The sequence below is a fragment of the Mycoplana rhizolycopersici genome, assembly GCF_013378445.1.
Lineage (GTDB): Bacteria > Pseudomonadota > Alphaproteobacteria > Rhizobiales > Rhizobiaceae > Mycoplana > Mycoplana rhizolycopersici.
The window spans coordinates 90336-103815 of sequence record NZ_JABXYK010000001.1; the positions used below are offsets into that span (position 1 = coordinate 90336).

A 13480-nucleotide genomic window follows, 5' to 3' on the forward strand; every position below is an offset into this window, starting at 1 on the left:
TACGAGTGCCTCAAAGCCGTGAGTAGGCCGGTTCGCAGCGCCGCTCGCGGCGCACCCGAGTCGAGCCATCGATGACTGCGAACCCGCTGTATTTGAACAGAAAATTGCCGGGAACCTTAATCTTTTCGCCTTACGCAGTTCGTGCACATGCATGGAGAGCGTAATGGCTGGACACCTCATTGACTACTACGATCTAAAGCAATTCCCTGGCACCGCAAAGGGCGACATTGTTATCGGCGGCAAGACGAACGATCAGTTGGACGGCTACGGCGGAAATGACATCCTCAAGGGAGGATCTGGCCATGACAATCTCTACGGGTGGGCCGGGCGTGACAAGCTCTACGGCGGCAACGGGAATGATAACATCTCCGGCGAAGGGTTCATTTTCTACAACGGTGCACCGTCACACAGCTCCATCGCAAAAGCTGTGGCGGCAGGAAAATATGATGATTTGATTTGGGCAGGAGCAGGCGACGATCTCGTTTACGGAGACCTTGGAGATGACAAAGCGTATCTTGGGCAGGGTGGCGACCTGTTCTTGAGTGTTGGAATTTCTTGGAGCCAAGACGATCCGCGCGTGAAGCCATACTATGATTTCCCAGGCTCAGACATAGTCTATGGTGAAGCCGGCGATGATGGAATCTTCGGCGATAAGGGCAACGATAGGTTCTATGGTGGCGCCGGAAACGACGAACTGCGCGGTGGATCCGGTAAGGACTTGCTTTCCGGTGGATCCGGAGATGATTACATCTATGGCGAGAATGGAAAAGATGCGCTGATCGGCGGAACTGGTGCCGACAATCTCTATGGTGGTTCGGGCGCTGATAGGTTCGTGTTCAAATCCGCAAAAGACTCCCCCTACGCCTTGGGCGAACGTGACATAGTTTGGGATTTCTCGCGCAAGGGTGGTGATGTGCTGGATATCAGCGCCATCGACGCCAATACAAAAGTGAAGGAAAATCAGGCGTTCGACTTCATCGGCAAAAGCGCATTCAGCCAAGAGGCAGGCCAACTCCACGTCAACAAGCGCGGTGACTTTTATTCTGTCGAAGGCGATATTAACGGCGACGGGAAGGCAGATTTCTCCGTTCTCGTCTACGGCATGAGGCCGGGGGAAAGCGATTTTATTCTGTGACGCCTCGGGCTTCTCATCGAATACGAGCGCTCCCGCCGCTTCGAAGCGAAGTGGCGGGGACGGCACCGAGGTGAGAATGAGGGAAGTCGCTACCGTTCAGCGCCCGCGACTTCGGGAATGCCGCGTACGAGCGACTGGCGCCGCATATCTGCTGTGATCTGCTTGCGCGATGGATGCAAGATGGCCGCCGAAAAGCCTGCGAACTCAGGGTCTGGAGCTGCCTCCCAAGGGTGATCCCTCCAATCGCGTGGAATTACCATTCAGATGAGTTCGCTAAGAGACTGCCCGCGCCTTACTGTTTCCTGATGATCCGCAGGTGCGGATGCGCTGCCGGGCTTGTGGTTCCGCCGGCGGAGACGATGCGGTCCCGGCCGGTGCGCTTCGCCTCGTACATCGCGCCGTCGGCGCGGCCGATCGATTCGTAGATGGAATGGTCGCCGCGACCCAGCGCATCGATCCCGAAGCTCGCCGTGACGCCGCCTTCCAGCCCCAGATTGCGCCAGTTTTTCTTCCTGATCGCCGCCTGCATGCGGCCGGCGACGTCGAGCGCACGCGCCGCCGTATGATTGGGAAGCAGAGCCACGAATTCCTCCCCGCCAAAGCGGGCGAGGATCGACCCGCCGGGCAGGACCGCCGCCGCTACTTCCGCGATCGACCGGATCACCTCGTCACCGACGGCATGGCCGTAGTCGTCGTTGATTCGCTTGAAATGATCGATATCGAACAGGATCAACGCCACGTCCTGCGCCTCGCCCGCGAGCAGCCCTGCGGCTGCGCGGTCAAAGCCGCGCCTGTTCAGGAGGCCGGTGAGCGAGTCCGAATCCGCATCGTTTCGATGGCGCTCGACGACATTGACGGTCATGACCGCAAGCGCTGTCATCGCCATGACCATCGCGCCCACCGTCGCCGTAATCTGCATGACGAAGGAATAGTCCGAGCCGGCGAACTGATCCATGGTGATCGGGCTGGCGAGAAACAGGAAGACGATGACGCGCAGAAGATTTTCCGCGCACACGAACACCATCACCCAGAATAGGAGCTTATCGATCGGGCGACGGGCCCGGTGACGGACGGCAGCGACAGCAGTGGCAAGCAGGATGACGCAGGTGAGGTCGCTGACGAACAGTTCCAGCTGCAGGTTCTCTGCGACGATCACCACATAGGCGATGACGACATAGGCGAGGAGTGCCAGCGACAACCTCTGCCAGAACAGCGTCGAGCGCCCGAAATGGACGAGGAGGGCCTGCCCGTAGAGGAAGAAGGCCGCGAAGAACAGCGCTTCGGCAGTCATCGCCACCGGCTTCACCGGCAGTGCAGGGATGGACAAGGGAACGACGAAGCCGAGGGCTGCCGACAGGATCCCGGCGCCCCAGTAGGCGGAAGACCTGATCCCGAAACGGGCTACGATCAGGAACGCGGCCCCGAACAGCCCCATCACCACCGGCAGAAGAAATGCGAAGTCTTCGTTCATGCGCCTCTCTTGCCGGCCATCATCGCAGAACCGAACCGTAGCCCGCAAGGTCTAACGATCTGGCAACGGCAAAGGGTTCCCAACCGCTAAGGCCGAAGCAGCCCGAAGGCAGACGCACATGCGCTGCTCAGACGTCTTCCTTCTCCCGCTCCGGCGTCGTCACGCGCGGTTTCGGCTTGACGGAAGGAACGATCGAAGGGCGCGCCTCGACCTTCGGTGCGGGCGCCTTCATGCCGAGCATGGATTTGATGCGGTCGGACACGAGCGGACGAAAGCGGTTGGCGCGAAAGGGCATGTCGACGGCGCCATAGCCTTCCGGGCCGTCGTCATTGCCGCGATAGAGTTCCATCAGCTTGATGCCGTAGAAGTCGCCGTCCACATAGTGACGGTAATGGCCGACCCAGCGCACGGTATAGATCGTGCCCTTGCGGATGCCCTGGTCGATCGAGACGTTCTTGAACTTGTCGTTGATGCAGACGACTTTCTGTCCGACGTGAAATGTGGGCATTGCGATCTCCGAAAAGGAGGCGGGCGCGGCTGCGTCGCCTGGGGACTTTCAGGGCGCCTTTCGGCAGGCGATACCCGGGACGACGGCCCCGCTGGTCATATCGCGCAGGGTGCCTTCGTCGCCCTTGGTCCACCATTCGAACTGGCCGCCGGCATAGCGGGCACCGGAACCGGCGATCACGTTGCTCGCGATGACGAAGTTTTCTCCGAAAGTCAGGATCGCAAGGGAAACGGACTCGGCGTTGATGTAGTCCGCCTTGACCTTGAGGTTGCCGTCGCAGTCATAGGAAACCGTCTGGCGGTCGACCGTGACGGTATTGGGTATCTGCAGCACGATGTCCGTGGTGTTCCGCAACATCGCAAGCCGCATCGCATGTCCGCCGTCCTTGTCGGCAAGGAGCAGCAGGCCGTTTTCCAGCTTCCAGGACTTCACCGTGCCCAGCGCATCGAAAAAGCGCTGCTCCTGGTCCATCACGGCCGGGGCACACATCTTGCGCGTGGCCGCGGCCGGCGCGAAGGTCACCGAGCCATCGGCCTCGAACTTCAGGTTGCCGCGATAGGTGTTGCAGCCGCCGTTACCGCCATAGGAGCCGTCCGTGCGGATTTCGAGCGTGGTCTGGAGGTTGTCAATGACGCCCTTGCCGCTGAGGTCCTCGACGACCCAGGTTGCGCTCAGTCCCGGCGGAAGCGCTTCTGCAGCGAAAAGGCTCGATGCAGAGCCGAGGGACAGCAGCACAGCTGCCAGCGCATTCACAGATAACCGCACGGGCATCCTCCAAAACGAATAGGGCGAACCGGTCGCCAGCGGCGACGTTATGGCCGCTCCGATGAAAACGTCAAGCGCTGTACGCGTTGCTTCAACGGACGGTGCCGAAACTCGACACCTTGTTGCGCGCAGCAATCGGCTGTAGAGCCTCTTCAAGACAATAAAAAGATCGCGGAAACTATCATGGCCCCCAGCGACACGAACAAGCGCCGCGTTACCATCCTCGGATCCACCGGCTCGATTGGCACGAATACCCTGGACGTGATCCAGCAGCTCGGCGGCCAGGACACCTTCGATGTCGTTGCCGTCACCGGAAACGCCAATGTCGCACTTCTGGCGGAACAGGCGAAGGCCGCAGGCGCATCGCTGGCGGTCACGGCCGATGAGCGCCGCTACGACGACCTGAAGCAGGCACTGGCGGGCAGCGGCATCGCTGCAGCCGCCGGCCGCGCTGCCTTGCTCGAGGCAGCCGCCATGCCCTCCGACTGGGTCATGGCGGCGATCGTCGGCACGGCCGGTCTGGCGCCGACGCTCGCGGCCGCCCGGCGCGGCGCCGACATTGCCCTTGCCAACAAGGAATGCCTCGTTTCCGCCGGCAGCCTGTTCGTCGAAGCCGTGGCCGCAGGTGGCGGACGGCTGATCCCCGTGGACAGCGAGCACAGCGCAATCTTCCAGGCGCTGGAGGACGACCAGCGCCACGCCGTCGAGCGGATCGTGCTCACCGCCTCGGGCGGGCCGTTCCGCACCTGGACGCGCGAGCAGATGGCCGGCGTCACCGCCGCGATCGCCCGCGCGCACCCGAACTGGTCGATGGGCTTGAAGATTTCCATCGGCAGCGCCTCGATGTTCAACAAGGCGCTGGAGATGATCGAGGCCAAGCACCTGTTCGATGTGCGGCCCGACCAGATCGAGGTCGTCGTGCATCCGCAGTCGGTGATCCACTCCATGGTCGGCTACACCGACGGCTCGGTGCTTGCACAGCTTGGCTGCCCGGACATGCGCACGGCGATCGGCTACGCGCTGACCTACCCTGCCCGTCCACGCCTTAACGTCGACAGGCTGGATTTCGCCAAGCTGGCACGGCTGGATTTCGAGGCGCCGGACGAGGAACGCTTTCCCGCGTTGCGCCTTGCCAGGACGGCGCTCGAACGCGGCGGCGCGCAGGGCGCGATCATGAACGCTGCCGAGGAAACCGCCTTCAACGCTTTCGTCGATGGCCGGATCGGCTTCCTGAACATGGCCGACATTGCGGAGTTGGTAATGGATGCCATGGCCGGCTGGCCGGCCGCCACGACCATGGAGGACGTCTTCGCCACCGACGCCGAAGCGCGCCGACAGGCAGGCGAGGTCATCGCAAAAATGGAAATGGCCGCGTAAGTCGCGGCCATCGCATCCAATCTAGATTTGCAGGAACGTCACGCGACCGCGCGGGCAAGCGCGCATCGCGACCAGAGCGAGTGCAGCGCGCCGATGAGATGGTCGATATCCGCATCCGAATGCATCGGCGTCGGCGTAATGCGCAGGCGCTCGGTCTTCTTCGGCACCGTCGGATAGTTGATCGGCTGGACGTAGACCCCGAAATTGTCGAGCAGCAGATCGGAGATCCACTTGCACTTGGCGGCGTCACCGACGAGCACCGGAACGATGTGGCTCGGATTGGGCATGTGCGGGATGCCGTTGCGGTCGAGCAGCGAGCGCAGGCGGCGAACACGCTCCTGGTGCGCGAAACGCTCGATCTGGCTTTCCTTCAGATGACGGATCGAAGCCAGCGCGCCGGCGGCAAGTGCCGGCGGCAATGCGGTGGTGAAGATGAAGCCGGAGGCGAACGAGCGGATGAAATCGCAAAGTGCCGCCGACGCGGCAATGTAGCCGCCCATGACGCCGAACGCCTTGCCGAGCGTACCTTCGATCACCGTCAGGCGATGCATCAGGCCCTCGCGCTCGGCAATCCCGCCGCCGCGCGGACCGTACATGCCGACGGCGTGAACCTCGTCGAGATAGGTCATCGCGCCATACTTGTCGGCGAGATCGCAGATCTCCTTGATCGGCGCGATATCGCCGTCCATCGAATAAACCGATTCGAAGGCGATGATCTTCGGCGCCTTCGGATCGGCAGCCGCGAGCTTCGCCTCGAGGTCCTTCAGGTCGTTGTGCTTCCAGATTACCCGCTCGCACTTCGAATGGCGGATGCCTTCGATCATGGAGGCGTGGTTGCCGGCATCGGAGAACATGATGACGCCGGGGATCTTGGAACAGAGAGTACCGAGCGCCGCCCAGTTCGAAACGTAGCCGGAGGTGAAGAGCAGTGCTGCTTCCTTGCCGTGCAGGTCGGCCAGCTCGCGCTCCAGAAGGACGTGATAGTGGTTGGTGCCCGAAATGTTGCGGGTGCCGCCAGCACCCGCGCCACACTGGTCGATGGCGAGCTTCATCGCCTCGGTGACCTTAGGATGCTGCCCCATGCCGAGATAGTCGTTGGAGCACCAGACCGTGACTTCCTGCGTGCCCGAATCGGTGTAGCGCGTCGCCTTGGGGAACCCGCCGCTGTGGCGCTCCAGTTCGGCGAAGACGCGATAGCGGCCTTCCTGGTGCAGCCCGTCCAATTCGTTTTTGAAGAAAGCCTCGAAATCCATCACTGTCTCCAGACCGGTAACCCGGCATGCTCAGGCGAAGGGTGCCTGTCTTGTTCCTCGACTACACGGCGGTAGCCATTGCTGCAATGCAAAGGAACTGCGGCAAATCCGCACCCACCTTTGAACCATTCCAAGGCTTCATACAAGCGCAGAAACAACTGCCGCATGATGATTTATGTCAAGTCGAAACGAATTCGGGGCGGCCGTGCCGCCCCAAAGGATGTGCGATCGGTGCCGGAGTTCAGGTTGCCGCGGCAACGGCGCGCCGGGCCATCACGTTGACGAGATTGGCCCGATACTCCGCGCTGCCGTGCAGGTCCGACAGCATGTCCGCCGGATCGGTCGTCACGCCTGAAAGGGCATCGGGCGAAAAATTGCCCGCAAGCGCCTGCTCCATCCCGCTGTGCCGGAAGACGCCGTCCGAGCCTGCGCCCGTCACGCCCACCCGAACGCCGCTGGCGCTCTTGGCCACGAAGACGCCCGTCATCGCGTAGCGCGACGCCGGATTCGGGAATTTGCTGTAGCCGGCTTTCTCCGGTGCTGCGAATTCCACGGCCACGATGATTTCGTCTTCATTGAGCGCCGTCTCGAACAGGCCGGTGAAGAAGTCGTCCGCGGCAATGCGCCGCCTGTCAGTGACGATCATGGCGCCGAGGGCGAGCATGGCGGATGGGTAATCGGCGGCCGGATCGTTGTTGGCCACCGACCCGCCGACCGTTCCCATGTGGCGCACATGCGGATCGCCGATCAGCGATGCGAGATGGGACAGCGCGGGACAGGCCGCCTTGATCTCGGCCGAGGAAGCCACCTCGGCATGCGTCGTCGCCGCTCCTATTCGCACCGTCCCGCCGGAGACGGTGATCCCTTTCATCTCGGCGACGTGCCTGAGGTCGACGAGATCGGACGGCGCAGCGAGCCGCTGCTTCATCGTCGGGATGAGCGTCATCCCGCCCGATACATACTTGGTCTCTTCACCAGTCCCTTTCAGCCGAACAGCGTCGGCGACCGAGGATGCGCGATGATAGTTCGTTGCGTACATGGCCGTTCGCTCCCTCAGTGCGCTGCATGGATCGCCGCCCAGACCTTTTGCGGCGTGGCGGGCATGGACAGGTCGTTGTTGCCGATGGCGTCGGTGATCGCGTTGATCAGCGCCGGCGGCGAACCGATGGCGCCGGCCTCGCCGCACCCTTTGATGCCGAGCGGATTGCCCGGGCACGGCGTGTTCTGGTGCGAGACCTGGAAGGACGGCAGATCGTCCGCCCGCGGCATGGCGTAGTCCATGTAGCTCGCCGTCAGAAGCTGCCCCGACTGTGCGTCATAATGGACGCCTTCGAGCAGCGCCTGGCCGATGCCCTGGGCGATGCCGCCATGCACTTGCCCCTCCACAATCATCGGATTGATGATGTTACCGAAGTCGTCGGCCGCGACGAACTGGATGATGTCGGTCTTGCCCGTTTCCTGGTCGATCTCCACCTCGCAGATGTAGCAGCCGGCCGGGAAGGTGAAGTTGGTCGGATCGTAGAACGCTCCCTCCTTCAGCCCCGGCTCCATGCCGCCCGGCAGGTTGTGCGCGGTATAGGCGGAGAGCGCCACCTGGAACCACGGCACCGTCTTGTCGGTGCCGGCGACCTTGGCCTCGCCGTTCTCGATGACGATGTCGCTTTCGTCCGCCTCCATCAGGTGGGCAGCGATCTTCTTCGCCTTCGCCTCGACCTTGTCGAGCGCCTTCACGATCGCCGACATGCCGACGGCGCCCGAACGAGAACCATAGGTTCCCATGCCCATCTGCACTTTGTCGGTATCGCCATGAACAACCGAAACGCTGTCGATCGGCACCCCGAAACGGTCGGCGACGAGCTGGGCGAAGGTGGTCTCGTGCCCCTGGCCGTGGCTGTGCGAGCCGGTGAGGACTTCGATCGTGCCAACTGCGTTGACCCGCACCTCCGCCGATTCCCACAGGCCAACGCCCGCCCCGAGCGAGCCTACGGCGGCCGACGGCGCGATGCCGCAGGCCTCGATGTAGCAGCTCATGCCGATGCCGCGCTTCTTGCCGCGCTTTTCCGCCTCGGCCTTTCGCGCGGGAAAGCCCGCCCAGTCGGCCTGCTTCATGGAAGCTTCCAGCGAAGCCTCGTAGTTGCCGGCGTCGTAGTTCATGATGACGGGCGTCTGGTAGGGGAACGAGCGGATGAAGTTCTTCCGCCGCAGTTCCGCCGGCGACACCCCGAGTTCGCGCGCCGCCGTCTCGATCGTCCGTTCCAGGAGATAGGTGGCCTCCGGCCGCCCTGCACCGCGATAGGCGTCGACGGGCGTGGTGTTCGTATAGACCGCCCGCACATTCGCATGGATCGCCGGGATCGCGTACTGGCCGGACAACAGCGTCGCGTAGAGATAGGTCGGCACCGAAGAGGAGAACAGCGACATGTAGGCGCCGAAGTTGGCGATCGTGTCGACCTTGAGCGCGGTGATGCGATTGTCTTTGTCGAAGGCCATCTTGACCGTCGAACGATGATCGCGGCCATGCGCGTCCGTGAGAAAAGCTTCCGTCCGGTCGGAAGTCCATTTCACCGGCACGCCCGCACGCTTTGACGCCCAGAGACAGACGATTTCTTCCGGATAGATGAAGATCTTCGACCCGAAGCCACCACCGACGTCCGGCGCGATCACGCGCAGCTTGTTTTCCGGCGCCACATTGTAGAAGGCGCTCATCACCAGCCGCGCCACATGCGGGTTCTGGCTGGTCGTGTAGCAGGTGTAGTGATCTTCCGCGCTGTCATAGACACCCAGCGCCGCGCGCGGCTCCATGGGGTTTGGCGCCAGCCGGTTGTTGAGGATCGTCATTTCGGTGACGTGCGCGGCGGCGGCGATCGCCGCATCCGTCTCCGCCTCGCTGGTGCCGATCGCCCAGTCGTAGATGAGGTTGCCCGCAGCTTCCGGATGAAGCTGCGGCTGGCCGGCCGTGAGAGCAGTCGCTGCATCCGTGACGGCTGGCAGCTCCTCATAATCCACCACGACCTGCTCGGCCGCATCCCGCGCCTCGCCGACGCTGTCGGCAACGACCACGGCGACCGCATCGCCCACGTACCGGACCGTCTCGTGCGCGAGCGGGCGCCAGGCACCCATCTTCATCGGGCTGCCATCCTTCGAATGGATCATCCAGCCGCAGATCAGGTTGCCGATGCCATCATCGAGCATCTGCTGGCCGTTCAATACCGCGATCACGCCCGGCATCTTTTCCGCTGCGGAAGCGTCGATGCGCTTGATTTTCGCATGTGCATGGGGCGAGCGCACAAACGCGGCATATTTCATACCCGGCACGACCATGTCGTCCGTATAGCGCCCCTTGCCCGTCAGAAACCGCTTGTCTTCCTTTCGCGCCACCCGCGCGCCGATACCTTCCACACCCATCAGTCATCTCCTCCCGGAAAACGTCACGCGAACGAAAGGCAGCCAGCCGGATTTCACTGTCAGGAAACCTCGATCCGGCCGCCGGCGCCCGCAAAATTCGAACACGCCGGCGTCCTGCGAACCAGGACCTGCGGCTACTCCGCCGCCTGCCGGCCCGCGCTCATTTCCGCAGCCGCGGCAAGGATGGCCTTGACGATGTTATGGTAGCCCGTGCAGCGACAGATGTTGCCTTCGAGGTTTTCGCGCACCGTTTTCTCATCCAGCGCGCCGCCATAGCGATTGATCATGTCGACCGCCGTCATCACCATGCCCGGCGTGCAGAAACCGCACTGAAGGCCGTGATGCGCCTTGAACGCGGCCTGCACCGGATGCAGTTCGCCGTCGCGCGCAAGCCCTTCGATCGTAAGGATTTCGGAGCCGGCGGCCTGGACCGCCAAGGTGGAACAGCTCTTGATCGACCTGCCGTCCATATGCACGACGCAGGTACCGCACTGCGAGGTGTCGCAGCCCACATGCGTGCCAGTCAGCCCCAGCTTCTCCCGGATGAACTGGACCAGCAAGGTCCGATCCTCGACGTCGCCGCTGACCTGCCGGCCGTTAACCGTCATCGTAACTTTCGTCATTCACTCCTCCCTCGTGGGTCGCACGGCGAGGCATTCCGGGTCCGAAAGCTCCCTTGAGCGGCGAATTCGAAGAAACCGAAATGCCCGCAATCCTAAAGCTGCCGGATTGCAATGAGCAATCCGTTGCGCGACGACACCCCTCCGCATCTCACGCACAGTCGCCGGCATCATTCGCCGTTTTCAATTTGTGATCAACTGCTTCTTTTCCTCCGACGCGAAATTTTTATCCTGCGAACAAATCAGGACGTGGGGTCGTTCGGCTTTATTCACGATCCAAAAAAATACTTTAAACCCATAGACTTCCCCATTTTCCGCCTTATTCTTCGCTTTTGTGACATTGCAAGCGAAGCAAACCGGTCACAGCCGGTTTACGCAGACGTGATAAAGCGGTCGCGGTCGCGCTCCGCTCAACTTTGGAGAGATTTCAATGAAGAAAGCCATCGCACTCGTGCTGATCGGCCTGTCGGTCGCAAGCTGCACGCAGACGGAAAAGGGGGCCGGCATCGGTGCAGCCACCGGTGCGATCATCGGCGGCGCGGTAACCGGCAACGTCCGCGGTGCTGCCGTGGGTGCAGCCATCGGCGGCGTCAGCGGCGCCCTCATCGGCCATGTCCGCGACCAGCCGGGCCAGTGCTACTATCGCGACCGCTACGGCCGCCGCTATATCGACGCCTGCTGATCCTTTTCGAACAGTATTCTGCGCTATCATCTGGCCCCGGCATCGTCCGGGGCCTTTTGCATCCTTGCAACGGTCGTCGCGGAAAACCACCGGTCGCTTCCGTTTTTGCCGCAGGCGCGCTAGAACCGCCATTAATCTTAGGGAAATGCTAACAGGCTAGAGTCAATTGAAGCCTGCGTGGCCTTCCAGACCGTGATCGGGCTGCAAGTGCGCACAATCCGGGGAAAGCCGTGTTTCAGCGGCTTTCCTGCGGAAATGGAGAGGCAGCAACAGCGTATGCGGCAGCGTATCGACCGGCCGAGATTGGGTTTTGCGTTCTGGCGGGCAGGCACGAGCCTCGCACTCGCGTCGACGCTTACCTTCCTGCCCGTCGCCGCCTCCCCGGCCTTTGCCTTCAAGATTTTCGGTATGCGCTTCTTCGAAAGCAAAGAAGAAGAGCCCGACGTCATCGACCCGGTGAAGTACACGCTGACCTTCGACGCCGGAACGGATGACGACAATCTCAAGAATGCGATAGAATCGAGCGCCCTGCTGAAGCAGGACGAAGGGCAGCCGGTTTCGGGCAATCTCGGGCTTGTCATCAAGGCGCGCGACGATCGCGACCGCATTCTCGCCGCGCTCTACGAGAGCGCCCGTTATGGCGGCGTGGTCGATATCAGCATCAACGGCACCCCGATCGATTCGCTCCCGCCGATCCCGCAATTTCCTGCTGGCGCCGTACCGGTCAGCGTCACCGTGAGGCCCGGTCCAGCCTTCACGTTCGATTCCGTGACGCTGAAAGGTGATGCCGCCGGCCGCAACCCTGCGGATTACGGCCTCGTCCATGGGGCACGGGCAGACTCGACGGTGATCATCCGGGCCGGCGAAAAGGTCGTGGCCGACCTGAAATCGCAGAGCCGGCCGCTCGCCCGCCTGACCGATCGCCAGGCCATCGCCGATCACAAGACAAACACCGTCGATGTGGTGATTGCCGCGGAAGGCGGGCCGGTCGCCGACCTCGGCGACGTGAAGGTGACAGGCACGAAGGATGTCGATGCCGGCTTCGTGAAATACTACTCGCGTATCAATGCAGGTCAGCCCTATTCGCCGGAACAGTTGACGAAGGCGGCCGATCGCCTCCGCCAGCTCGGCGTCTTCTCCAGCGTCACCATCCGCGAGTCAGACAAGCTTGCGCCCGACGGGTCGCTGCCGATGACCATCGAGGTCTCTGAGGGCAAGATGCGCTACTTCGGCGCTGGCGCCCAGATCTCCACGATCGACGGTCTCGGCCTGCAAGGCTACTGGGGCCATCGCAACCTGTTCGGCCGGGCGGAATCGCTACGCATCGAGGGTACGATCAACGGCATCGGCGAAGGCAACGGCGTCAACGATATCGGCTATTCGCTCGGCGCCGTCTTCGCCAAGCCCGGCGCCTTCGGGCCTGCCTCCACCTTCACTGCGAGCCTGAAGGCAGCGATCAACGACACGGACGCCTTCTACGCGACCACGGCCACGGCCGCCGCGGGAGCGACGTTCGAGCTCAGCGACTTCGATACCGTATCGGGAGGCGGCGAGGTGGCGGCGATGCAGGTGGACGACGCCTTCGGCGACAACTTCTACCTGACGGCGGCGATCCCGTTGGAGTATGTCCGCGACACCCGCGACAACAAGCTCAACCCGACAACCGGCTACCGCGCCATGATCAACGCCAAGCCGACCTACGAGTTCGAGCGCAGCACGTTCTTCTCCAGCTTCGAGGCATCGGGATCGGCCTATCGCGCGCTCGGCGCCGAGGAACGCGTCGTGCTAGCCGGCAGGCTCGGCGTCGGCACGATCGTCGGCGCGCCGACGCTTGCCGATATCCCGGCTCCGCGCCGATTCTATCTCGGCGGTGGCGGATCGGTTCGCGGCTACGGGTTTCAGGACATCTCGCCGCGCAACAGCGACGGGGAACTGGTGGGCGGCCGATCCTACGTCCTCGCCTCCGCCGAAGTCCGCGTCAACATTACCGAGACGATCGGTATCGTGCCCTTCCTCGACGTCGGCACCGTCTCGCGTGACGCGCTCCCCGATTTCAGCGACATCCGCGCCGGCGCCGGCGTGGGCCTGAGATACGCCACGCCATTCGGCCCGATCCGCCTCGACGTGGCGGTACCGCTGCACCGTTACGATGCCGGGGATTCCTTCGGCATCTACGCCGGCATAGGGCAGGCCTTCTGAACGCGAGGGGCGGCTCGCCCGCCGACAGCGATGGATTCCCCTGTGCCGTATTTTGCTTTAGGACT

General features: G+C 62.7%; 11 protein-coding genes. 4 read left to right on the forward strand and 7 right to left on the reverse strand.

Annotated features, from left to right (window positions below):
* The first annotated feature begins 163 nt into the window (after nt 1–163).
* Complete coding sequence (locus tag HV823_RS00480) at nt 164–1135, forward strand: calcium-binding protein (protein WP_176947785.1); 972 nt, start codon at nt 164–166, stop codon at nt 1133–1135.
* 292 nt (nt 1136–1427) lie between these two features.
* Here the strand turns inward: HV823_RS00480 and HV823_RS00485 are convergent, their stop codons facing one another.
* The 3 genes from HV823_RS00485 to HV823_RS00495 form a co-directional block, all read right to left on the reverse strand.
* On the reverse strand, nt 1428–2606 hold the full coding sequence (locus tag HV823_RS00485) for a GGDEF domain-containing protein (RefSeq protein ID WP_176947786.1): 1179 nt from the start codon (nt 2604–2606) through the stop codon (nt 1428–1430).
* Between the two features lie 127 nt (nt 2607–2733).
* Nucleotides 2734–3114 carry a CAP-Gly domain protein gene (locus HV823_RS00490; protein ID WP_176947787.1) on the reverse strand — a complete coding sequence of 127 codons (381 nt, stop codon included), beginning with the start codon at nt 3112–3114 and terminating at the stop codon, nt 2734–2736.
* A 48-nt stretch (nt 3115–3162) separates the two neighbouring features.
* Complete coding sequence (locus HV823_RS00495) at nt 3163–3885, reverse strand: META domain-containing protein (protein WP_246300608.1); 723 nt, start codon at nt 3883–3885, stop codon at nt 3163–3165.
* Between the two features lie 177 nt (nt 3886–4062).
* On the opposite strand from HV823_RS00495, the gene dxr reads away from it, so the two are divergent.
* Nucleotides 4063–5256 carry a 1-deoxy-D-xylulose-5-phosphate reductoisomerase gene (gene dxr, locus HV823_RS00500; protein WP_176947789.1) on the forward strand — a complete coding sequence of 398 codons (1194 nt, stop codon included), beginning with the start codon at nt 4063–4065 and terminating at the stop codon, nt 5254–5256.
* A gap of 38 nt (nt 5257–5294) precedes the next feature.
* Here dxr and hemA read toward each other — a convergent pair whose 3' ends face one another.
* The 4 genes from hemA to HV823_RS00520 all read right to left on the reverse strand — a co-directional run bounded on the left by hemA (nt 5295) and on the right by HV823_RS00520 (nt 10537).
* Nucleotides 5295–6509 (reverse strand): 5-aminolevulinate synthase, encoded by a 1215-nt coding sequence (hemA, locus tag HV823_RS00505; protein WP_176947790.1) that lies wholly within the window; start codon nt 6507–6509, stop codon nt 5295–5297.
* 241 nt (nt 6510–6750) lie between these two features.
* Nucleotides 6751–7548: an FAD binding domain-containing protein gene (locus HV823_RS00510; protein WP_176947791.1), complete on the reverse strand. Its 798-nt coding sequence runs from the start codon at nt 7546–7548 to the stop codon at nt 6751–6753.
* 14 nt (nt 7549–7562) lie between these two features.
* Entirely contained in the window at nt 7563–9914 is a 2352-nt protein-coding gene (locus HV823_RS00515; RefSeq protein ID WP_176947792.1) for a xanthine dehydrogenase family protein molybdopterin-binding subunit, read from the reverse strand.
* 134 nt (nt 9915–10048) lie between these two features.
* Complete coding sequence (locus tag HV823_RS00520; protein ID WP_176947793.1) at nt 10049–10537, reverse strand: (2Fe-2S)-binding protein; 489 nt, start codon at nt 10535–10537, stop codon at nt 10049–10051.
* Nucleotides 10538–10964: 427 nt separating this feature from the next.
* Between HV823_RS00520 and HV823_RS00525 the strand changes: the two genes are divergently transcribed.
* Nucleotides 10965–11216 carry a glycine zipper domain-containing protein gene (locus HV823_RS00525; RefSeq protein WP_176947794.1) on the forward strand — a complete coding sequence of 84 codons (252 nt, stop codon included), beginning with the start codon at nt 10965–10967 and terminating at the stop codon, nt 11214–11216.
* Between the two features lie 276 nt (nt 11217–11492).
* Nucleotides 11493–13415, forward strand: coding sequence for an autotransporter assembly complex protein TamA (locus HV823_RS00530; RefSeq protein WP_176947795.1), 1923 nt, complete (start codon nt 11493–11495; stop codon nt 13413–13415).
* Nucleotides 13416–13480: the final 65 nt, after the last annotated feature.